This is a genomic window from Polaromonas sp. CG_9.11, assembly GCF_015752225.1.
GTDB lineage: Bacteria > Pseudomonadota > Gammaproteobacteria > Burkholderiales > Burkholderiaceae_C > Polaromonas.
Map to the genome: position 1 here is coordinate 20,145 of NZ_JADOVE010000025.1, position 22,246 is coordinate 42,390.

Annotated in this window: 17 protein-coding genes and 1 pseudogene; 5 read left to right on the plus strand and 13 right to left on the minus strand. The window is 64.3% G+C overall.

Annotated features, from left to right (window positions below; all coding sequences use genetic code 11):
• Nucleotides 1-16: 16 nt before the first annotated feature.
• Complete coding sequence (locus IWX85_RS21005) at nucleotides 17-376, minus strand: dienelactone hydrolase family protein (protein WP_370584321.1); 360 nt, start codon at nucleotides 374-376, stop codon at nucleotides 17-19.
• A gap of 97 nt (nucleotides 377-473) precedes the next feature.
• Nucleotides 474-872 (minus strand): annotated as a pseudogene (locus tag IWX85_RS21010) (dienelactone hydrolase family protein); the annotation flags it as partial.
• 172 nt (nucleotides 873-1,044) lie between these two features.
• Between IWX85_RS21010 and IWX85_RS17540 the strand changes: the two are divergent.
• Nucleotides 1,045-1,848 (plus strand): NYN domain-containing protein, encoded by an 804-nt coding sequence (locus IWX85_RS17540; RefSeq protein WP_196870585.1) that lies wholly within the window; start codon nucleotides 1,045-1,047, stop codon nucleotides 1,846-1,848.
• Between the two features lie 123 nt (nucleotides 1,849-1,971).
• On the opposite strand, the gene IWX85_RS17545 is transcribed toward IWX85_RS17540, so the two are convergent.
• The 9 genes from IWX85_RS17545 to IWX85_RS17585 all read right to left on the minus strand — a co-directional run bounded on the left by IWX85_RS17545 (nucleotide 1,972) and on the right by IWX85_RS17585 (nucleotide 9,901).
• Nucleotides 1,972-2,502 carry an ureidoglycolate lyase gene (locus IWX85_RS17545; protein WP_196870586.1) on the minus strand — a complete coding sequence of 177 codons (531 nt, stop codon included), beginning with the start codon at nucleotides 2,500-2,502 and terminating at the stop codon, nucleotides 1,972-1,974.
• A gap of 2 nt (nucleotides 2,503-2,504) precedes the next feature.
• Nucleotides 2,505-3,443 (minus strand): MurR/RpiR family transcriptional regulator, encoded by a 939-nt coding sequence (locus tag IWX85_RS17550; RefSeq protein ID WP_196870587.1) that lies wholly within the window; start codon nucleotides 3,441-3,443, stop codon nucleotides 2,505-2,507.
• A gap of 19 nt (nucleotides 3,444-3,462) precedes the next feature.
• The gene (gene hydA / locus IWX85_RS17555) at nucleotides 3,463-4,875 is read right to left on the minus strand and encodes a dihydropyrimidinase (protein WP_196870588.1); all 1,413 of its coding nucleotides are present in this window, start codon (nucleotides 4,873-4,875) and stop codon (nucleotides 3,463-3,465) included.
• Complete coding sequence (locus IWX85_RS17560; RefSeq protein ID WP_196870589.1) at nucleotides 4,872-6,122, minus strand: cysteine desulfurase-like protein; 1,251 nt, start codon at nucleotides 6,120-6,122, stop codon at nucleotides 4,872-4,874. Before IWX85_RS17560 ends, hydA begins: the two co-directional genes overlap by 4 nt.
• Before the next feature lie 16 nt (nucleotides 6,123-6,138).
• Nucleotides 6,139-6,930: an amino acid ABC transporter ATP-binding protein gene (locus tag IWX85_RS17565; protein WP_196870590.1), complete on the minus strand. Its 792-nt coding sequence runs from the start codon at nucleotides 6,928-6,930 to the stop codon at nucleotides 6,139-6,141.
• Complete coding sequence (locus tag IWX85_RS17570; RefSeq protein WP_196870591.1) at nucleotides 6,927-7,598, minus strand: amino acid ABC transporter permease; 672 nt, start codon at nucleotides 7,596-7,598, stop codon at nucleotides 6,927-6,929. The genes IWX85_RS17565 and IWX85_RS17570 overlap by 4 nt, the downstream gene beginning before the upstream one ends.
• A gap of 134 nt (nucleotides 7,599-7,732) precedes the next feature.
• Nucleotides 7,733-8,515 carry a transporter substrate-binding domain-containing protein gene (locus IWX85_RS17575; protein ID WP_036804517.1) on the minus strand — a complete coding sequence of 261 codons (783 nt, stop codon included), beginning with the start codon at nucleotides 8,513-8,515 and terminating at the stop codon, nucleotides 7,733-7,735.
• Nucleotides 8,516-9,154: 639 nt separating this feature from the next.
• Nucleotides 9,155-9,451 carry a DUF4389 domain-containing protein gene (locus IWX85_RS17580; RefSeq protein ID WP_051983999.1) on the minus strand — a complete coding sequence of 99 codons (297 nt, stop codon included), beginning with the start codon at nucleotides 9,449-9,451 and terminating at the stop codon, nucleotides 9,155-9,157.
• A 9-nt stretch (nucleotides 9,452-9,460) separates the two neighbouring features.
• Nucleotides 9,461-9,901, minus strand: a complete 441-nt coding sequence (locus IWX85_RS17585) for a universal stress protein (protein WP_196870592.1) — start codon at nucleotides 9,899-9,901, stop codon at nucleotides 9,461-9,463.
• Between IWX85_RS17585 and IWX85_RS17590 the strand changes: the two genes are divergently transcribed.
• From IWX85_RS17590 to IWX85_RS17605, 4 genes are all read left to right on the plus strand, one after another.
• Nucleotides 9,894-10,139 (plus strand): hypothetical protein, encoded by a 246-nt coding sequence (locus tag IWX85_RS17590; protein ID WP_196870593.1) that lies wholly within the window; start codon nucleotides 9,894-9,896, stop codon nucleotides 10,137-10,139. The two genes, IWX85_RS17585 and IWX85_RS17590, sit on opposite strands and share 8 nt — an antisense overlap.
• A gap of 299 nt (nucleotides 10,140-10,438) precedes the next feature.
• A complete protein-coding gene (locus IWX85_RS17595) occupies nucleotides 10,439-12,988 on the plus strand; it encodes a hypothetical protein (RefSeq protein ID WP_196870594.1) in 2,550 nt (849 codons plus the stop codon).
• Nucleotides 12,989-13,072: 84 nt separating this feature from the next.
• Nucleotides 13,073-16,213, plus strand: a complete 3,141-nt coding sequence (locus tag IWX85_RS17600) for a hypothetical protein (RefSeq protein ID WP_196870595.1) — start codon at nucleotides 13,073-13,075, stop codon at nucleotides 16,211-16,213.
• Between the two features lie 26 nt (nucleotides 16,214-16,239).
• Nucleotides 16,240-17,925, plus strand: a complete 1,686-nt coding sequence (locus IWX85_RS17605; protein WP_196870596.1) for a caspase family protein — start codon at nucleotides 16,240-16,242, stop codon at nucleotides 17,923-17,925.
• Nucleotides 17,926-18,086: 161 nt separating this feature from the next.
• Here IWX85_RS17605 and IWX85_RS17610 read toward each other — a convergent pair whose 3' ends face one another.
• A complete protein-coding gene (locus tag IWX85_RS17610; RefSeq protein ID WP_196870597.1) occupies nucleotides 18,087-19,025 on the minus strand; it encodes a 1-phosphofructokinase family hexose kinase in 939 nt (312 codons plus the stop codon).
• Nucleotides 19,026-19,162: 137 nt separating this feature from the next.
• Nucleotides 19,163-22,237, minus strand: a complete 3,075-nt coding sequence (locus IWX85_RS17615; protein ID WP_196870598.1) for an FAD-binding and (Fe-S)-binding domain-containing protein — start codon at nucleotides 22,235-22,237, stop codon at nucleotides 19,163-19,165.
• Between the last annotated feature and the right edge of the window lie 9 nt (nucleotides 22,238-22,246).

A 22,246-nucleotide genomic window follows, 5' to 3' on the forward strand; every position in this document is an offset into this window, starting at 1 on the left:
ATGCCATGCTTCTCTCTCACGCCAGCCCTGCCGCCGCAGCGTCACAGCGCGGCGTGGTGTCGTTGTTGAAGCCATGCTGCGTTCCGGCGTATTGATGCACCGCTGACGTGGCACCTGCCGCCTTGAGAGCGTCTTCATAAGCTGGCCAGGCGGCATTGATGCGCTCGTCAATGGACGCCAGGTGGACCAGCAGGGGCGCCTTGACTTTGGCCGCTTCCGAGGGCGCGGGCGTGTTGCCGTAAAACGGCACGGCCGCTCCCAGGTCCGGCAGGCGCGCGGCCAGCTGGTGCACGATGCCGCCGCCGTAGCAAAAGCCCACCGCACCCAGCTGGCCCGTGGCGTCGGGTCGAGACTTGAGCCAATGGCTGGCGGCCAAAAAATCCTCCATCGCCCTCGACTGGTCCAGTCGTGGCGAAAAGCGTCCGGGCCTTTTCTTCGTCGGCCGGATAACCGCCCAGCGGCGTCAGCGCATCAGGGGCAAACGCCATGAAGCCGTCCAGCGCCAGACGCCGCGCAATGTCTTCGATGTGCGGGTTCAGGCCCAGGTTTTCGTGGATCACCAGCACCGCAGGCAATCTGGCCGTGCCCGCACCGGCAGGTCGTGCCAGGTAACCCTTGACGCTGCCATTGCCGGCGGGCGATGGAACACTCGGGCGCTCGGTCTTGAGCCGCGCATAGTTCTGCGGAACCTGCTGTCCCGCTGCAAAGTTGGGGCTCAACGCCGCCAGCAGGCCGACGGCGGTGACCCCCGCCGTGGCAAACTTTTGCGCCTTCACCAGAAAACCGCGCCGGTCCAGGGTGCCGTGGACATAGGCATCAAACAGAATCAGCAATTCCTGTTCAAAGTCTTGCGCGGCCAGGCGTGGCGGCATGGGGCGTTCCTCGGTTAAAAAAATAGCAGAATACGCGGCGAACAGGCAAGTCGCCGGCCGCTTTGTTCATGGACATGAAGGCCTGGGGTTATCGCCGTGCAGACCCGGTGCGACTGCCTTCCCTGTGCCAGCGTGCCGGCGCGTTAGCATCACGGCTTTGCCAGGAGCATTCATGCACCCGCGCGCCAGCGAAACCCAAGCCTCGGTAGCCCTTTACTGGGACTTTGAAAACCTGCACGCCAGCCTGTGCGAAGCCCGCCAGGAGGGCGCCTACAGCAAGCAGGACAACCGCTTTCGGGTCCAGGAGCCGCTGATCGACATCCAGGCCGTGGTCGAGCTGGCAGCTTCCTTCGGGCCGATCGCCATCAACCGCGCCTTCTGCAACTGGCAGTATTTCAGCCGCTACCGCGATGCGCTGCTGCAATGCGCGGTCGAACTGATCCAGCTGTTTCCGCCCGGCGGCTCGGCCAAGAACGGCGCCGACATCAAGCTGTGCCTTGACGCGATGGAGGACATTGGCCGTTTTGACCATATCGGCACCCTCGTCATCGTCAGCGGCGACAGTGATTTCATGCCCTTGTCGCAAAAGGTGAAAGCGGCAGGCCGTACCCTGATCGGCATCGGCACCCGCAAATCGACCAACCGCCATTGGGCCAAGAGTTGCCATGCCTTCCATTACTACGAAGCGCTGCTGGACAACCTGCAGGCGCCTGACCGCGCGGTCACGCCATCGGCAGAGTTGCTTGCCGACGATGCCGCCGCCGGGCTCTTGACACGGGCGATTCGTCTGCTGGCCCAGGCCCAGGGCGATGCCTGGGTCAGTCCGCAAGCCGTCTGGCAGATGATTCTGCGGCTGGACTCGACCTTTGATCCGAAAGAGCACGGCCACGCGAATTTTCCGGCCATGCTGTCGGCATTCGGTACGCTGCTGGAAGTGAGCGAAGCCGGCCAGCCGCCCATGATCCGGCTGCGCTGACAATCATATTCAAGCGGCGATGACGCTATAAAAAAAATAGCTGCTTGCGCATGATGGACGTGCGCAAAGTACCTTTTTTATGCTGAAAGCAGATGGATTCATGGGGCCAGGCGCTCCATACATTCAGGATGGGCTGTGCGCTTCATCAGTCGGTGCAAGAACCCGGATGTGTTCGTGGAGCAGGGCGTGCTCTTCCAGGTTGACGCCCGGCCCGCCCCGGTCGACAACCAGGAAATCAGTGGTCGCCTCCAGCGACAGCAGCGGATGGTGCCAGGTGCCGCGCGCGTAGTTGACGCCCTGTCCGGGAGCGGCGATGAAGCAGCGCAGCCCCTGCAGATCAGGCACTTGGATGCCGGGCGCCACCACCACCAGATAGGGCAGGGCCGCCAGCGGCATAAAGGCCTGGCTGCCCAGCGGGTGGCGTTCGAGCACGTTCAGGAAAAGCGGGAACTGGCGCGGTTGCGAGCGAAAGATGCTGATCAGTGCCCGGGCGCCCTGGCCGGCCAGATCGACGCTGGCCAGGTCGTGGTAACGCTCGGCATGGCCCTGGTTGATTTGCAGGCGCTGTGCGCCGTCGCGGGCTTCAATGACGTCACCAAACGGCGAAAACGCGGCGGCGGTCAACGCCTCGGGCCTCAGGATGACAGGTCTCATAACTAGCAGTCGATATCTTCAAGAATGGTTTCAAACGTTTCGGCGGCACCCATACGCTGTTTGCTGCGCTTGCTGAAGGCGACACCCATGGCCAGCGTTTGCGCCAGGCTCATGGCGGCGCACAGCGAGCGAAAGCCCAGCAGTTCGGCATCGTTGACTTCAAGCACCAGGTCGGCGCCCTGCGCAATGGGGCTGAGAATGGAATTCGTCAGGGCCAGGCGCTTCACGCCGCGCCGGCTCAGTTGCTGGCACACCTGCAGGGTGTCGGCGGCATACGGCGGAAAGCTGACGGCAATCAGGAGGTGGCCGGCGCCGGCAATCGAGGCCTGCTCGTGGATGCTGCCGCCCAGGCCGTTGATCTGCACCGTCGGGCAGCCGACCCGGTTCAGTGCGTAAGCCAGGTAGGCGGCCACGGCATACGACCGGCGAAGCCCCACGACATGCACCAGCGGGGCCTGCTCGATCAGGTCGATGGCGGCCTGCAGCGGCAGGCTGGTGGCATCGGCACGCAGATGCTCCAGCGACACCATGTTGGCCTGGCTGAAGGCCTGCAGCACCTGCGCCGGATCATCCGGATGGTCCAGCGTCTGTTCGCCGCCGAAGTGCCGGATGCGCTGCGGAAAGCTGGGTTTTCCGGCGTGCTGGAGCGGTTCGCGAAACAGCCGCTGCAGGTCGCTGTAGCCTTCGCAACCCAGAAACTGGGCCAGCCGGATAAAGGTCGCGGCCGCCACCTTGGAAGTTTTGGCAAGCGTAGCCACGGGGTTGAGTGCGACCTCGTTGGGGTGGTCCAGCGCGTAGCGAGCGGCGGCGCGCAGGCGGGGCGTCAGCCGTTCGCTTTCGCGGCCGATCACCTCGCGTAACTCGGCCAGGCTGGCGGGCCGGGGGGGGCGCTCCGGCCTGACGGGCGAAGCAGGTGTTCTGGACGGGGCTGTTGGTGTCACGGGGCTGTGCCGGGGAAGTTCAAAACGCCTGTACCGTACCACGCGGCACGAAGCGGCCCATGCCCTCGCGGCCCAGCCATTGCTCGCCGTCCACGATCAGCTCGCCGCGCAGGAACACCTTTTTCACCTGGCCGCGCAGCGTTCGCCCTTCGAGCAGCGTGTAGTCGCACTGGCTGTGCAGGTGTTCGGCATGAATCACCTGCGTGGCGGCCGGGTCGAACAGCACCACATCGGCATCGCTGCCGACGGCAATCGTGCCTTTTTTCGGGAACAGGCCGAACAGCTTGGCCGGCGTGGTCGAGGTCAGTTGCACGAAGCGGTTGAGCGACAGCTTGCCCTGCATCACGCCAATGTCGAACAGGCTGGTCAGCCGGGTCTCGATGCCGGGCGCGCCGTTGGGAATTTTCGAGAAATCATGCAGGCCGCTCATCTTCTGGCGCTGGTAGCCCAGGTGGCCTTCCTTCATGCAAAAAGGGCAGTGGTCGGTGGCGATGACCTGCAGGTCGTCGTAGCGCAGTGCGCGCCACAGATGCTTCTGGTCGTCCGGGGTGCGCAGCGGCGGCGTCATGACGTATTTGGCAATTTCGAATTTGTCGCTGTGGTAGACCGAATCGTCAAACAGCAGGTAGTGCGGACAGGTTTCGGCAAACACCGGAATGCCTTCGGCGCGCGCGGTGACGATGTGTTTGAGCGCCTGGTTCGACGAGACATGGACAAAGTAGATCTGCGCCTCGGCCAGCTCGGCCAGCCGGATGCCGCGGTGCGTGGCTTCGCCTTCCAGGATGGCCGGCCGGGTCAGCGCGTGGTAGCGCGGCGAAGTGTGGCCGGCCTCCAGCGCTTCCTTGATCAGCAGGTCGATCACCGTGCCGTTTTCGGCATGCAATGCCACCATGCCGCCATCGGCGCCCACCTGGCGCAGCATCTGGAAAATCGCCGCATCGTCAGCCATCATCACGCCCGGGTAGGCCATGAACATCTTGAAGCTGGTCACGCCTTCGTGGCGCATGGCGTGGCGCACGTCGGCCAGTACCTGTGCATCGACCCGCGTCACGATGACATGCAGACTGTAGTCGACGTTGACCTGCGGGTCGGCCAGACGCTGCGCCCGCGCAATCGCTTCGAGCGGCGAGTCCTGGGCGGTCTGCAGGGCAAAGTCCACCAGGGTCGTGGTGCCGCCGAAAGCCGCTGCCCGCGTGCCGCTGGCAAAGGTGTCGCAGGTGACCGTCGGGCCGATGATGTTTTGCAGGTGGACATGGGTGTCCACGCCGCCCGGCAGCACATACAGGCCGCTGGCGTCGATGACCTTCACGCCTTCGCCCACGACCATGTTTTTGCCGATGGCGTGAATGATGCTGTCCTGCATCAGGACATCGGCGACGTAGTCGTCGGTGGCCGTGATGACGCGTCCGTTGCGGATCAGGGTGGTGTTCATGCTGGCGCGCCAATGGCTTCGTCAAGGTGGCGGATCAGCCGGTCGATTTCCTGCACGGTGTTGTAGTGCGCGATTGACACCCGCACCACGCCGCCCTGGGCCTGCAGCCCGAGCGCTTCAATCAAACGCTTGGCATAAAAGTCGCCAAAACGGATGCCGATGTTGAACCGGTCCAGGTGGTGGACGATGGCTTCGGAGGGGCGGCCTTTCACCGTGAAGCTGATCGTCGGAACGCGCTCGCCAGACGTTTGCGCCGGCAGGCCGATGATGCGCACGCCGGCTTTGGTGCGCAGGTAAGACAGCAGCTGCTCGGCCAGCCGGTCTTCATGGTGTTCAAACAGGTCGAACGCCGTCTGCATCAACTGGCGCTGGCTGCCGGTGCCGCCATGCGCCGCCCCCATGGCACTCAGGTAGTCGGAAATGCCGATGCAGCCATACGACAGCTCGTAGTTGACATTGCCGGGCTGCAGCTTGTAGGGCAGCACTTCAGGGCCGATGAAGTAGTGGTTCAGGCTGGGCAGCTGGAGCAGCATGTCGCGTTTTCCCCAGAGCACGGCAAAGTGCGGACCGAAGACCTTGTAGAAGCTGAACACATAGGCGTCTGCACCGCTGGCCTGTACATCGACCAGGCGGTGCGGCGCATAGGCGACGGCATCGACCAGCAGCCGCGCACCGGCCTGGTGCACCAGATCGGCCACCTTTGCCACCGGATTGACGATACCCAGAACATTGGACGCATGCGTCATGGCCACCCAGCGGGTACGCGGGTTCAAGAGCTTTTGCAGGTCTGCCAGGTCCAGCGCCAGCGAGTCGAGGTTGACATGCCAGAACTTGATGACCGCGCCGGCCTTTTCCAGCCGCGTCCAGCCGCCGATGTTGGCCTCGTGGTCGGTGTTGGTGACGATGATCTCGTCGCCTGGCCGGATGCCCGGCAGCAGCGCCTGCGTGAACAAAAACATCAGGCTGGTCGAGGCGCTGCCCATCACGACTTCGTCCTCGTGCGCGGCATTGATCAGCTGTGCCACCGAACGCCGCGCCGCGATGACGCGCTCGCCGGCCGCGACCGATGCGGAATAGCTCGCGCCCAGCTGCACCGCGCTGGTCAGCAGGTAGTCGCGCACCCGGTCGGCCACGCGGGCCAGCACCTGCGAGCCGCCGGCGTTGTCCAGAAAGGTGTAGCCGCTGGCCAGCGCCGGAAATTCTGCGCGCACCAGATCAAGGTTCAGTTCGGTTTTCAATGAATTCATGGGGTGTGCTTGTATTTCAATGGTTGACGATGGCTTGCAAAAAGGCCTTGGTGCGCGCTTCCCGGGGATTGGTGAAGAATTCCGCGGGCCGGCCCTGTTCGATGACGCGGCCGGCTTCCATGAAGATGACGCGGTCGGCCACGCGGCGGGCAAAACCCATTTCATGGGTGACGATGACCATGGTCACGCCGGACTTCGCCAGGCTTTGCATCACGTCGAGCACTTCGCCGACCATTTCCGGATCAAGCGCGGAGGTGGGCTCGTCAAACAGCAACACCTTGGGCTCCAGCGCCAGCGCGCGGGCAATGGCCACGCGCTGCTGCTGGCCGCCCGAGAGTTGTGCCGGCAGTTTGTGCGCATGGTCGGCCAGGCCCACCCTGGCCAGCAGTTCGGCGGCCCGATGGTCAGCATCTGGCCGGCTCAATTTGCGCACGCGCAGCGGCCCCAAAGCCACATTGCGCAGGGCCGTCAGGTGCGGAAACAAATTAAAGCTTTGAAACACCATGCCGACCTCGGCGCGCACCCGCGCCAGGGTCTTGCCGCGTACCACCGGCTGGCCATCGACGCAAATCTCGCCTTGCTGGTAGTCCTCCAGCAAATTGATGCAGCGAATCAGCGTGGACTTGCCCGAGCCCGACGGACCGACGACGACGACCACCTCGCCCGCGGCAATGTCGAGGTTGATGTCGTGCAGCGCAATGAAGTCGCCATAGCGCTTTTGCAGCTGGCTGATGCGGATCAGCGGCGCCGTGGCGCTGGCAGTGGCATGGGCTGGGGTTTTCGACTGCAATGAAGTGTCTGGGGTCATCGGGTGGCAGCGCGGTGGCGCGCTTCAAAGTAGCCGACCAGCCGCACCAGCGGCAGCAGCAGCAGCAGGTAGAGCAGGGCGGCGCCGATCAGCGGCGTCGGGTTTGCCGCCAGCGCCTGCGCCTGCGTGGCCTGCTTGAGCAGGTCGGGCATGGCCACGACCGATGCCAGCGCGGTGTCCTTCAGCACATTGATGCAGTTGCTGGTCAGCGGTGGCACGACGATGCGAAAGGCCTGCGGCAGCACGACATCGCGCATCGTGTCCAGAAAATTCAGCCCCATGGCTTCGGACGCCTCGAACTGCCCCTTGGGCAGGGCCTCGATGCCCGAGCGGAAAATTTCTGCAGCATAGGCCGCCGACACCAGCGAAAGCGTCAGCACCGTCGAGGCAAACGATGACAGCCGCACGCCGACGAACGGCAGGGCGTAATACACCAGCACCAGCAGGACCAGGATCGGAATCGAGCGAAATACATCGATGTAGATGCGGGCCGTGCCGCGCACGGGCACCGGGCCGTACAGCCTGAGCAACGCCAGCAGCAGCCCCCCAGCCAGACCCAGCACGATGCTGACCGCGCCCAGCATGACGGTGATGCCCAGGCCCTGCATCAGCATCGGCAGCGCGCCGCGCAGCACGCTCCAGTTGAAAAAAGTGTCAATCAAATCCATGCGGGAAGGCCTGCTGTGTGGGTTGCGTCGTTGCCGGATTCAAAAAAGGCCGCTCAGGGCAGCCCCTTCCGTGCGGTTGATGCCTTGCGGGTTGACGCGCACCGGTTGCATGGGCGGCTGGTGGCGCTGGCGGTTTACAGCTTGGGAACGTCCATGACCTTGACGGTGGAAGAGTCGGCCGGTGGCATGGTGCCAAACCATTTCTGATGGGTTTTCGACACGAAGCCGTCTTTTTTCATTTCCGTCAGGATCTCGTTGAGCCGGGCGCCTTCAGGCCAGTTTTTCGCCGTCATGAAGGAGTAGCGCTCGCCGGTGGGAATGCGCGCGGCAATGCGGTATTGCGGCTTGTCCTTGATGTAGTACTCCACAGCTGGTATGTCGCTGATGTAGCCGTCGATGCGGCGGGCCGCCAGGTCCAGCATGGCGGGGGCCAGGCCTTCATAGCGGGTGATGGTGGCAATCTTGTACTTGGCCATGTTTTGCGTGGCGTACATGTCGCCGGTGGAGCCGGTGTCCACGCCGATGGTCTTGCCGGCGGTGTCTTCCAGGCTGTTGATCTTGGTGGCTTTCAGCACCGACAGCGACTGGTCGCTGTCGTAGTAGGGCTGGGCGAAGGCCACCGACTCCAGGCGCTTGGGCGTGATGGTGATGGACGACACCGCAATCTGGATGCGGCCCGACTGCACCGCCGAGAACAGGCCGTTGAACGGAATGTTTTCAATCTGCACGCTCTTGCCGGCGCGCCGGGCGGCTTCGTTGACCAGATCGATTTCAAAGCCGACGATCTTGCCGCTGGCGTCCTGAAATTCCCAGGGCACGTTGCCGACGTTGGCGCCCACTGTCCAGTCGGCGGCGAAAGCCGGGAGGGCAGCAGAGGCGGCCAGGGTGAGCATCGCGGCGCAAAGTTTGAATTTCATGCTGTCTGACTCCAGTAAGGGAAAACGGTTGAAAGGGGCAAGAGGCCGGCAGGGCGAGAAGGAAAAAGCGGTCCGGTCGCCATCACTCTAGCAGAGTAAATTATTTGATTCAATAAATTTTTATTATGAATTATTTGCGCCAATCTGGTGCATTGCAGCACCGCTTTTGCGCTGTTCGATGCACAGATCTGAGGCCATGCTTGTTGCATTCGCACGCTGCAGTTGCCTGCAAAGTCAATGGAAAATCGGACCGATGGATGGGGTTGACCGGCTCATGCTGAGAGCCCAAAGCCGACGCCGGTCAGCCCGGCCGTTCAAGGATGCGGCCAGTCGTAACTTCAAGGCGGGTATCCCGTCGCGTTTGAGCAATCAACCCGCGTTGCTGGATTTGCGCCTGCGCGGGAATGACGGGAAGTTGATGTTTGCCAGACCCTGAGGTGAAATGGTTGCGGGCTCACTGCAAAAATAACAGTGGCCCCTTGCTGGTGCAGGCCGTTGGAGCGCTCGGGCCGTCGTTTTGGGCATCAAATAGCGCGCTGGCGCATGATCAGCATGCACAAGCAGCTATGAATTCAGTAGTGGAATTGATCCGACGCCCTGAGCGCCATGGCAGCAGCCCAGAGTGATTGCACTGAAAGATTACAGATTGATCTGCCCTTTTCCCGCTGGCCAGGGGCTGAACGGAAAGGGGAGTTCTTCACTGCCGAAGCTTTCAAACTCGGCGATTTGCGACAGGTAGCAGCCCAGGCTGCGGCCCAGTTGCTTCAGCCGCAGGTTGGGCGCGCGGGTGGTGGCCGCCAGCACCAGTTGCAAGACACAAAGAAACAGCAGTACGGACGCCGCCAGCTGGAACGCTGCTGCCAGCAAGAGCATCAGCAGCGCCCGTACCCACAGCTTGCGGGGTGGCGGCGGGAGTGCGCGCATGTCGTCGGTCATGGCCGGCTATTAACGCGTGATCAGCACAGGGATTGACGCTGCCGCCAGCACCTTGGCGGTCACGCTGCCCACCACCAGCCGCGCCAGGCCGGTGCGGCCGTGCGAACCCATGACGATCAGGTCGGCAGCTTCGTCCGTGGCGGTCGTCACGATGCCCTCGGACGCCGTCAGGTCTTCCGAGATGCGGGTGGCCAGCGCCACAGGGGCACTGCCCTGGCCGCACAGGGCGGCGACCTTGGCATGCGCCTGGGTGGCATGTTCATGGGCTGCGGACATATACGACTGGAAACCCAGCGGATTCGATTCACCGATGCCCAGGTACGGATACGGATCGACCACATAAAGCGACGTCAGCCGGGCGCGGTGGGTGCGCGCCATGTCGACGGCGATCTGGGCGGCGTGCTCAGAAGCTGCGGAGCCGTCGGTGGCCAGGAGAATGTGTTTGAACATGCTGTGTTTCTTTCCTTGGTTTTTTAAAAATGGCCTGTGTTTGAAGAAAATTCTGAAATTTCAGAAACCAAAAACGGTTTTGTTCACCATGTCACAGGCGCCCGGCCAGGTCAAGTCCTCATGGTTGGAAAGGACTAACGCTGCCAACTTCGGTTGGGTGTGCGGGGGCGGGTGTGGCGGTTTGGCGTTTGGCGACCACACTCTTTTGCAGCATGTTGCAACAGGCGTTTCAGGTTGAGCTTCTGGACAGTACGCATGAGCTGATGATTTTCCTGTCGAGCCGTCTTGGTTGTTTTATATAAAAATTTACAAAGCCGGCTCATTACCCGTCCTGCTGAAACGGCCGATTTGATCAAGCCGGGTTATCGAGGAAGCGCGCCAGTTGTAACTTTTCCGGTTTGCAGACGGTTGAGGCATGGCAAACGGAAGCGTATAAATTCGCCCATCGCGAACGAAACGATGGCCTGAAAAATTCCTTCGTGATGGCAGGGAATTCAATACTTGGACGCCCTGAACCCAACCAGAGGAGAACCCGAAATGTCCGATCCTGTAGGGCCGGTTTTTGCCGGTGGCTTCGAAGAATTTGTCATTCAGGACGAAGCGGGGGAGGGGCATACGTTGCTTTTCCTGCCGGATCGCAACAACGACGCTTTGCAGCGTGAGCGCAAGCCTCCCGTTTTTTACTACATCCCGGAAAAAGTCCGGCTGGCGCGAAACGCGGCCAACAACGACTTCAAGTTTCGACATATTCATTTCGTCGGTGTTTTCGATGAAACCATTGCCGGCATCGACAAGGGCGAAACCTCGGGCGGCGTGCTGGCGCTGACCACCACTTCGCGCTTTCCGCCCAGCGTTCTGAAACAGGCCGAAACCCAGATCCTGGAACGTTTCAGCGGGCGCAACGACAAATACTGGGGACTGCGCACGCGGGTTGCCCCGCAGATCCGGATTGCCCCCATCACCTCCAATCAGACCGCGATTTCCAGCCTGGCACCCGATGCCTCGGGCGCCACGCCCGGAATTGGTGCCGATGCCGGCGGCGGTAGCGGCAGTGGCGGCGGCGTGACCACCCCCACGCCTGGCGGCACAGAACCGGGCACGCCTGAAGGGCCGCGCAGCCGCGACTTCATGCAGCTTGGTTCGCGCTCGGCCTGGGCGCCGGTGCCCCACGGCCGCAATTTCCGTGGCGCGCAACTCGATGCCTGGGCCTGGCGCATCCAGGGCAGCGGCCCGGGCTCGATCACCGGCGGCGAGAATGCCTATGGCGGCGTGATCGGCCCGATTCCCAGCGAGATTGTCTGGGCCGGCTTTCACGGCACCTACAGCCCGCTGTTCGTGACGCAAAACCTGGTCATGCCGATGTGGTCGCAGCTGATGCGCGTGAAGATCGTCGGCAGCTGGGAGCGCATCTTCACGCATTTCTCGGCCCATGTGAACGCCCGCTACCTGTGGTTCTCTGCCGACATCAAGGCCGAGTTCAACAAGCTGCGGGTCAACGGCGACATCAAGGTCGAGGTGGACATCGACGGCACCCTGCCGGGCGCGCAGGAAATGGAGAAGATGATCAACCAGCGCATCGACCTGATCGTCACGCAGTTCACCGAGCAGGCCAAGAAGGTGATTTTCGATCCGCCCCCTCCGCAGGTCGAGCCGGCCCAGGCGTCCACCTCGGGCGGCGGCCTGTTCGGCTCGCTCTTCGGCTACAACGCCGGCCTGGCGCTGAAGTTCCGGCGCGATGAAACCCAGCTTGAGCTGAAGTATGAAGAAACGCGCTACTTCCGCTACAACCAGCCGCACACCATTTCCAGTTCGCTCGAAGGTTTCTACAACGAGATCAAGAACGATCCGAAAGCCGAGGGCAAGTACTTCCAGCGCCTGGTGCTGGGCCAATTGGGGCGCAAGCTGTTCCGCATCGTCAAGCCGGTGGTCAACTGGCCTGACAAGGCGCGCAACTGGGCGGGCGAACCGGTGGCCTTCATCTCTGCGCAGGTCGGTTATCCCGACTCGGGCGGCGCCATTGGCTGGAAGCCCGCCACCTTCCAGAAGAGCGATTCGCCCGACCTGACGTTCCGGCCGGTCTGGATCCAGTGGCGCAAGGGCGAAGTCTCCAATCCGCCCGCCTCGTGGGAGCCTGACGCCACCTACATGAAGCGCAAGATCCACCTGCTGGAGCCGCCGACCGAAAGCGAGTTTCCGTTCTTCCACATTGATGTCGAGCAAAACGTGATTGACCTGGACCCCGGCGCCAACGGCACGCTGTCCAACGACAACATCATGGAAGCCCGCGCCGACTCGGCCGGAACGCTGGACGTGGGGCCGGTGGCGCTCAGCGTCGAACTCCAGTCCACCGCCGAGATCGTCGAGGTGGAAATGCGTGCCAAGGGCCAGCGGGCCGACGGCAAGAACCGGGCCGACAAGGTCACGCGTTTTCGCTTCCTGTCGTCCGACCAGCTGGAGCCGCGTTTCTGGCGCGTCTACACCGGCCAGGCCGACTTCAAGACCGATTACCAGTACCGCGTCAATGTCACCGTGCGCGGCACCCTGACCACCAAGGGCCAGGCGTGGACCGGCCCGTGGGAAAACGCCATTGGCAATGGCGCGATCATGATCAATGTGCCGATGGCCGATGACCCCGGCGTGACCAAGCGGTCGCTGACGCAGCGCGAGATGTTCTCGGATGTGGTGGTGCGCGCCGCTGACGGCCTGGATGGCGCAGGGTCAGGCGCCGGCTCCGCGACGCCTCCATCGCCACCGGAAGTGGGCACCCCCAGCGGCGTGGGCGGCCTGCCGCCTCCGCCCCCTCCTCAGGTCACGCCGGTGGCCCAGCCGCCGGTTGCGCCGACCGCTCAGCCCGTGGTGATGGGCCAGCCGCCGTCGCCACCGGCCGAACCGGTTGCCCCGCGTGAACATGCCACGTCCGGTGAGGTCAGTGGCTACCGGGTGCGGGCAGGCGGCGATTCGGTGGACGGCTTCCGGGAAAGCGACCCTGTGTCGGCCGCATCAAGCCAGGGTGGCCGCGGAAAAGACAGCCTGCGCCAGCCGGTGTCCAGCGGCGGTCAGGACCCTGAAGGCTGGGTCAACACCTGACCTGGCCCGCCAGCGCCGGGCGGTCGCGATTCTGGGGCTTGCCCGGCTTTAGTGGCCCGTTACCTTGCGGGGTGGTCTATGGCAATGTCATCAACCCTCGGACCTGCGGCAGCCCTCCTGCGGCAGCAAGAGCCGGTGCCGGCGGCTGCGCCCAAACCGGCACAGGAACCCGTTCAGGGGCCGGGCAGCGGCGACAGCAGCGCCTTGCGCCATGGCATCCGGGAGGTGCCGCGCCTGGTGGCCGGAAAAACATCGCCGAAGTTTTCGCTGGTGTTGCTGCTGTCGCGTGCGCCGGCAGCCGGCGAAGACTCGATTCGCCCGTTGCTGATGTCGGCCTACCTGGGCATGGAGCTGGACTACCGGCTGCCTTCCTCGCCCGCACAGCCAGCCCAGACCCGGCCGGTTTTTGCGCGCCAGGCCCGGGTGTGGCTGCAGGCGCCGGGGCAGCCAGCTTTCGCCATGGCCAGCCTGAACGCGCCGCTGCTTCGCGGCGCGCTGCACACACCGCTGACGCGTGAACAAACGCTGGCGGTGCTCGATGCGCTTGACGATGTGCCGGGTCCGCTGGCGCTGGCAGCGTGCATCGACTACCGCGCTGAAGCGGTGGCGTCCGGCATGGCGCCGGACCTGTGTCCCGCCGAATTGTGGGACCGGCTCAAGGCGGTGGCGGTCGATGGCGCGCTGGGCGAAAACGCCTTTCAACAGGTGTTCGGCCAGTTCAATCTTGCGCCAGAGGCCTTTGCCGACTTTCGCCGCGCCTGCGACGGTTTGCTGGTTCCCAGCCAGACCGGCGCCCTGCTGGGCCGCCGTCCGGCGCCCGGCGCCCGTCGTTCGAAGTCGGCCACTGGACCAGACGCGCTGTACCACATCGAGGTGGCGTGCCCGCTTCAGGCGGTGCTCGGCCATGCCTTGACCGCAGCTGACCGCGCCGCCTGCCTCAGCGTGGTCGGGCCGTCGGGCAACCTGCAGGGCGGCCCCTTGCTGGACACCCTGAGGTGCAGCAGTTCGCGCGCGGCCCGGGGTGCTGTCGGCATGGGCGCGATGCTCGCCGGCAACAGGATTCAGACCGTGGCCGCCACCTTGCAGCCGTCAGTGCGGCCCATGGCGACGGCGCACCTGATCTCGAGCGAGGCGATCCGCATCCAGCAGCCGGTGACGACGGTTTCGACGCCGGCCGTGTCCCAGCTGACGCACTACATGCTGCCCCAGGCTGTTTTTTTGACAACGGCTTTCGTGGCGGAGTCACTGCCGATCCTGGGTGACCTGAACGCGCCGCTGTTCAGCGACAAGAACAACCCTGGCCTGCGCTGGTACCTGCCCGACATCACGCTGGTCCGGCCGGCGGCCAACGAAGCGCCCGACGGCAGTCCCTTTCTTTTCGACCTGGAACGCATCGGCACCAGCGCCTCGGGACGCCCGGCCATTCGCGCCCGCTTGCGCTTCACGCTGGAGATGTCGCCGTCTGCCGCCACGCGCACCGCATTGGCCGCCAGCCCTGGCATGACATCACGCATGATCGAGCCGGTGGAGCCTTCGGTCACGCTCAGCGTTCCTTATATTGACGATGTTTCCGGCCAGCTCCGGCGGTCTGACTGCAGGGCTTCCATCGTGCGTTCAGGCAACCAGCTGGCGGCCACCGTGGAATTGATCAACGACGCCGCCCGCACTGCCTATGGATCGCTGTCCACGACGGGCTTTCAAAGCGAGCCGGCGCGGCTGGAGGTGGCCTTCCAGTTTTCCGGCTACGCACCGGTCATGAACCGGCCGCCGCTGGTGCTGGGCGGCAAGATTTCCAGTGCCGTGCTGCTGGCCACACAGCGCGACGACGCCGACAGCATCCGGGTGGCGTCGGGCGGACGCGAGTTCGTCGTGCGGCCTGGCTCGCTGCAGACGATGAAGCCCAACCTGACGCTGGCCGGACGCATCAGCAGCTCGACGGCTGCCATTGCCCTGCCGGACAAGATTCGGTATGCCCAGCGCACCACCATCCGGCAGCAGTCGATAGACACCTTCTTTTCCTGCGCCGAACTGGGCGCTTTCTACCGCGAAAAGCAGGCGGCAGCGACAGTGTCGATGGGCTGCGCCGAAGCCTTTCGGCTCGGCCAGGCCTCCTCGCTGACCTACCTGGAAGTGGTGGCGCTGAACCGGCCGAATTACCGCGTGTTTCGCAACCTTCGGCAGCCTGGCCGGTTTTTGCTGGTGCCGCTGCGCTTTGAAGTCACCCGCTATGCGCCTGGAACGCCGGAGCGCGAATACCGCCCGGCGCTGATCGTCTATGCGGCGCTGGACGCCGACCAGCCGGAAAAAAACCGCATCCGCTTCGAAGCCATGCTTGGCCCGTCGCTTTCGCCCTGCGAGCTCGAAGACCTGCGCCGCCGGCTGCTGCTGGAAGCCGCCAGTCCGGTCCTCGAACTGCCGAACATGCTGGCCCAGCGCACCGAATTCAGCTGGAACCTGACCGCGACGCCGCCGATCGACGCCGTGACATCGGCCACACCCGAAGGCCTGCACACCGCGCTGTCAACCGATCTGGCCAGCGCGCTGCTGCTCAAGACGCTGATCCAGAACACCGGCCTGGGCGGCACCGCCCGCTTTGTCCTGGACGATGGCAGCGTGGTCACATCGGCGTTGTCGGTCCACCTGGGACGCATCACCGGGCCCTGGCTGTCGGGCCCGATCACCCTGCAGCCCCGGGGCGACACGCTGCAACTGACCAACCGAATCGAAAGCTCGGTGGCGGTGAAGGATGTCTACCTGTTCAACGGGCCCGGCGAGCCTGCGCGGCTGCCGGTCGAGGCGACGCTGGCGCCGGGTGCGTCGATCGACATCGCCGCGCCTGCCGGCTACAGCGCCGCGCAGGCCGATTTTGTGACGCTGGCCGACGGCAACCCGACGCTTGAAGAGGTCCGCGCGATGATCGAGGAAATCGAGTGCAATGTGGTGTTCATCGATGTCGTCAACCATGAAAACCACGGGCTCACGCGCCTGGACATCGACGCCCGGCTGCAGGGCGTTCCCGGCGTCTACCGGGTCGGCATGGACAACCGGCGAGGCGCGGTCAACTTTCTGTTGCCGCTGACCACCTACCTGGCGGCGCGCATCGTTGAATTCCGGCTCACCAAGGTGTTTGCCGCCCAGCCTGCTGAAGTGCTTGCATGGCGCGCCTGGGACATGCAGACCGGCAGCAACATCGTCACGGTCACCTCGGAGATGATTTCCACCTAACCGAAGACAACCCAAGGAGCGCTCAAATGCCAAAAGGAATTGCTGTCAATATCGGGCTGAATTTTGTCAACCCGGCCGCCTACAACGGATGGAACGGACAGCTCGCGGGTTGCATCAACGATGCCCGCGACCTGCACCAGATTGCGATGCAGCTCGGCTACAGCGCGACCTTGCTGACCGATGCGCAGGCGTCGGCTTCCGAGGTGACACGCGTCATCGGCCAGGCGGCGCGCCAGCTGGCGACGGGCGACATCTGCCTGGTGACCTACTCCGGGCATGGCTCGCAGATCAACGACGTGACCGGCGACGAGCCGGACGGGAAGGACGAAACCTGGGTGCTCTGGGACCGCCAGCTGCTGGACGATGAACTCAACGGCCTGTGGTCAGGCTTTGCCGCCGGCGTGCGCATTTTTTTGCTGTCCGACAGCTGCCACAGCGGAACGGTGGCGCGGGTCATGAGCTTTCAGAAAAAGTTCAAGAGCCCGGAATTCGCCGCCCAGTACGACCGGCCGGCGAACGAGCCGCCGCGCATCCGCGCCGCCGATCCGGCCGCCGTCCATGCCAACTACCTGGCCAACAAGACCAACTACGAGGTCAGCCAGTGGACGCACCGCGCGGCGGTCAATGCCAGCGTGACGCTGATCTCGGGCTGCCAGGACAACCAGCTGTCGTCCGACGGCGATGCCAACGGCCTGTTCACCCAGCGCTTGAAGGAAGTCTGGAACGGCGGCGCCTTCAGCGGCAGCTATGCCCAGTTCCATTCGGCCATCGTCGCTCGCATGCCGTCGGACCAGACGCCCAACCTGTTTCGCACCGGCGTGTCCAGCCCGGCGTTCGATGCTGAAAAGCCGTTCAGCATCGGCGGCGCCAGCACGGGCAGCACGGGCAGCGGTGGCAACGACCTGTCGATTTCGGCTCCCGCGTCATTCACCAATGGCGCCACGCCTGTCAGCTTCTCGGTGTCGGTGCCTTCGGGCCATTACTTTGCCGTGGAAGTCGCCACCGATGCCAGCCTGTTCAACAACACGGCCAACGGCGAGCAGCGAAACGACAACAATTTTTATGCCTCCTGGAAGGTCACGCCGTTCCGCCAGGGCAACTCGTTCACCCTGCCGCTGGACGCCTGGAACCGGCTGCGGCAGGAGGCTTCGCGGATTTACTACCGGCTCTGGTGCACGTCCAGCCCGACCGCCTGGGTGAACTACCAGGTCAGCACCCCCGACAGCAATGCGCAGTCCGCGCCCGGCGTGGCCCTGACGGCGCAGAGCCAGCCCGGCAGCGGCGGCGACACCGGCGAGCCCGCCATCACCGCGCCCACCGCATTCCCGGCCAACGGCGCGGCGCCGCGCTTCCAGGTCAACCCCGGGGGGGGACGCTACTATGCAGTAGAGGTGTCGACCAACAGCTGGTACTTCACCGACCAGTACAGCGCGCAGCGCAACGACAACAATTTCTACGCCTCCTGGAAAGTCACGCCCTTCCGGTCGTCTGCCCTGTACCCGTCGGCTTTCGAGTTGCCGGCCGATGTCTGGAGCCGGCTGCGCGACAACGCCGCGAATGGCCGGCTGTACTACCGCATGTGGTGGACCGAGTCGCCCACCCAGTGGACCGGGCATGGCTGCACCACGCCCAACAGTTCGGGCCAGAATGCACCGAGCTTTGCGCTGTCACGCGAGTTCGACATGGCGTCGTTCGAGCCGTCGGGCAAGTGAGCCGGCCCGCTGGCAGGAAGACCTGTTTAGGCATCAAAAAGCCTTCTAGCGCAAGCGCAGCGGGCACGATCAGCTATGGAAATAGTAGCGATCCTGCCGGCTGCATCGCTTGGTTTGACAGGCTCGAAGATGAAGAATCGCAAGGCCGGCCTGGGGTCGGGTCAGCTTCGGTGGACGACCACTTCCCGGTGCAGCCGTTCCACATCCGCCGCCTGGCACAGCGCCGTGCCCGGGGCGAGCAGGGCGGCTGCGCCAGCGGCCATGCCATAGCGAAAGGCCTGTTCCAGTTCTTCGTGCCGGTTCAGCGCCCAGAGCAGGCCGCCGAGAAAGCTGTCGCCCGCGCCAATCGAGCTGGCGACCCTGACCGGCAGGCTGCGCGCGCGCAGCGCCCTGTCGGCGCTCACCAGCAAGGCGCCGTCCTCGCCCAGCGACAGCGCCACCACCTGCGCCTGGCCGGCGCGGATGATCTGCAGCGCCGCCGCATGCCAGTCCTGCTCGGTAGCCAGGGGATGGCCGGTCAGTTCGCGCAGTTCCCGAAGGCTGGGCTTGACCAGGTAAACGCCTTCGGCAAGCGCCGCAGCCAGTGGCGGCCCCGAGCTGTCGAGCACCAGCCGGCTGCCGCATTCCCGCGCCAGGCGGGCCAGCCGGGCATGGAAATTGGCCGGCACGCCAGGTGGCAGGCTGCCGCTGGCCACCAGGTAAGCCGGTGGCGCCTGAAGACTGGCGACATGGCGCAGGCAGTCCTGCCATTCGCCAGGTGCCAGTTCAGGCCCGGCCAGCACAAAGCGAAAGTCGCGTCCACTGGACTGTTCATGCACCGAAAAGCTTTCGCGCGTCTCGCCGGCAATCGCGATGCAATGGGTGGGCACTTGTTCCTGGTCGATGAGCTGGCGCAGCCGCTGCCCGTTCGCGCCCCCGGCCGTGAACAGCGCCAGGGCATCGCCGCCCAGCCGGTGCAGCACGCGCGCGACGTTGATGCCGCCGCCGCCGGGGTGCAGGATGGTGGCCGTGCAGCGCAGCTTGTGCGTGTCCAAGACTTTTTCCGTCGAGGTGGAAACGTCCACGGCGGGATTCATGGTGACGGTGAGGATGTCGGTCATGGCGGACGGTGGTTGGTTTTTCTGCATCGTATCGTCTGGCCACTGATTGATCCGCCTGTTTTTTTCGGCTTCCATGCCGATGCCATCCGACCGTTTCAGTTCACCTGGCCCGGCGGGTGCGCTGCCTCACACCGGCATCAAGCCTGCAGTTGACGCGCCAGCAGCACCGCGACATGCACCGCTTCACGCTGCGCACCGTCTCTGATCTGGTGCCGGCAACTGGTGCCATCGGCCACCACGATGGCATCGGGCTGCCGGCGCACGGCAGGCAGCAGGCTGAGTTCGGCCATCTGCATCGACACCTCGTAATGGCTGGCCTCGTAGCCGAAACTGCCGGCCATGCCGCAGCAGCTGGACTCGATCAGCTCGGGTTGTGCACCCGGAATCAGCTTGAGCACGTCGATGACCGGGCTGACCGCGCCAAAAGCTTTCTGGTGGCAGTGGCCGTGCAGCAGGATGGGCTGGCTGACGGGCTTGAGTTGGGCCTTGAGCGTTTCCAACCTGCCGGCTGCCGCCTCGCGCGCCAGAAACTCTTCCAGCAGCAACGCCTGCCCGCTGATGGTTTGCGCGGCATCGCCCAGACCCATCACCAGCATTTCGTCGCGCATCGTCAGCAGGCACGACGGCTCCAGCCCGACGATTGCAATGCCTTTTTCGGCAAACGGCAGCAGGGCGGCGACCAGTTCGCCGGCCTTGGCCCTGGCCTGCGCCACCATGCCGCTGGCCAGGAAGGTTCGGCCACAGCACAGGCTTTTGCCGTCTGCTACGGTTTTGGTAGCTACATGCACCGTGTAGCCGGCCGCCTGCAGCACTTTTAATGCTGAACTGGCGTTGGGGGACTCGAAATAACCGTTGAAGGTATCGACAAACAGCACCACCGGCCGGCTGGACGCCAGCACCTCTTGGCGTGTGGCACTGACGGGTGCCGAATTGAAGAAGGTCCTGGTCTTCCACTGCGGCAGCGTGCGTTTGGCCGACAGGCCCAGCATTTTTTCGCTGAGCAGGGCCAGGCCGGGAATGCGGTCACGCAGGTTCAGCAGCGGCGCCAGCCGGCTGGCCCAGGGGGCGTAGTCGGGCAGGTGGGCGACCAGCTTGTCTCTCAGCGTGTAGCCGTGCCTGCCCTTGTAGTGGTGCAAAAACTCGACCTTCATCTTGGCCATGTCCACGCCGGTCGGGCAGTCGCGCTTGCAGCCTTTGCAGCCGACGCACAGGTCCAGCGCCTCTTTTACCGCGTCGCTGGTGAAGGCGTCTTCGGCCTTGATGCCTTCGAGCTGGCCTGACAGCGCCAGGCGCAGGGTGTTGGCGCGGCCGCGCGTCAGGTGCTTTTCGTCGCGCGTGACGCGGTAGCTCGGGCACATGACACCTAGATCGAACTTGCGGCAGTGGCCGTTGTTGTTGCACATTTCCACCGCCTTGGCAAATCCCTGGGCCGGGTCGCCGCCGGTGCCGGCCGCGCTGGTCTGCTCGGTGACCGGGTCGTTCTGCACGTTCCAGGCGCTCCAGTCGAGCGCGGTCTGGATTGGAATCACCTTGTAGCTGGGCGCAAAACGCATCAGCCGGGTGTCGTCCATCTTCGGCGGGTTGACGATGCGCTGCGGGTTGAGCAGGTTCAACGGGTCCAGGTAGTTCTTGATCTGCGCAAAGGCGTCGTTGATCTTCGGGCCGAACTGCCAGCCGATCCACTCGCCCCGGCACAGGCCGTCGCCATGCTCGCCGCTGTAGGCACCTTTGTAGTGGCGCACCAGCGCCGACGCTTCCTCGGCAATTGCGCGCATTTTGGAAGCGCCTTCGCGGCGCATGTCCAGGATGGGCCGCACGTGCAGCGTGCCGACCGACGCATGCGCATACCAGGTGCCCTTGCTGCCGTATTTGCGGAACACATTGGTCAGTGCGTCGGTGTATTCGGCCAGATGCACCAGCGGCACGGCGCAGTCCTCGATGAAGCTGACCGGCTTGCCGTCGCCTTTGAGGCTCATCATGATGTTCAGGCCCGCCTTGCGCACTTCCCAGAGGTTTTTTTGCGGCGCGTCGTCCACCATTTCGACCACCGAGCCCGGCAGGCCGAGGTCGCCCATCAGTTCAACCAGTTGCCTGATCTTGGGCGCGAGTTCGGCCTTGGAGTTGCCCGAAAATTCGACCAGCAGAATTGCGTCGGGCTGGCCGATCAGCGCGGTGCGCACCGTGGGCGCGAACGCCGGGTTCTGCAGTGACAGCTCGATCATCGTGCGGTCCACCAGCTCGACCGCCGTCAGTGTGCCGTCGCCCAGCCTGACGATGTGCTGGGCCGAATCCATGGCCTGGTAGAAGGTCGGAAAGTTCACCACGCCAAGCACTTTGGTGCGTGGCAGTTCCGACAGGCGTAATTTTAAAGAGCGGGTCAGCCCCAGCGTGCCTTCGCTGCCGATCAGCAGGTGCGACAGGTTGACCGAACCGTCGGTGGTGTAGGGTTTTTCATTCTGGTTGTTGAAGATGTCCAGGTTGTAGCCCGCCACACGGCGCAGCACCTTGGGCCAGTGCGCCTGCAGTTCGGGCCGCAACTGGTCGGACAGCGCCTTGACATAGTCACCCAGCTGGCGCGCCGCGCCGCCGGCCAGGTCATAGCGGCCCAGCTCCAGCAGGCTGCCGTCCGAGCGCCAGGCGGTTGCGCCCAGTACGTTGTGCACCATGTTGCCGTAGGCAATGCTGCGGCTGCCGCAGGAATTGTTGCCGGCCATGCCGCCGAGCGTGGCCTGCGCGCTGGTCGAGACATCGACCGGATACCACAGGCCGTGGGGCTTGAGCGCAGCATTCAGGTGGTCGAGCACAATGCCGGGCTCGACCTCGGCGGTGCGCGCCTCGGCATCCACTTTCAGAATGTTGCGCACATGCTTGGCATAGTCAATGACCAGTCCCGCACCCACCGTCTGTCCGCACTGGCTGGTGCCGCCGCCGCGCGCGACGATGGGCACCCGCAGGCTTCTGGCGATGTCGAGTGCGGTCTTGACGTCGGCGGTATCGCGCGGCACGAACACACCGACCGGCATGACCTGGTAGATCGACGCATCGGTCGCGTAACGGCCCCGGTCGGCAGCCGAAAACAGCACGTCGCCTTGCGTTTCGGCGGCCAGCCGGGCAGCCAGTTGGCCGGCGACTTCGTTGCTGACGCGGGCCACATCGTCATACGCGTGGGCGGCGGCTTGCCGGGTGATCTTGAGCGGGAGGGGCGCGTTCATGGGCAAGGT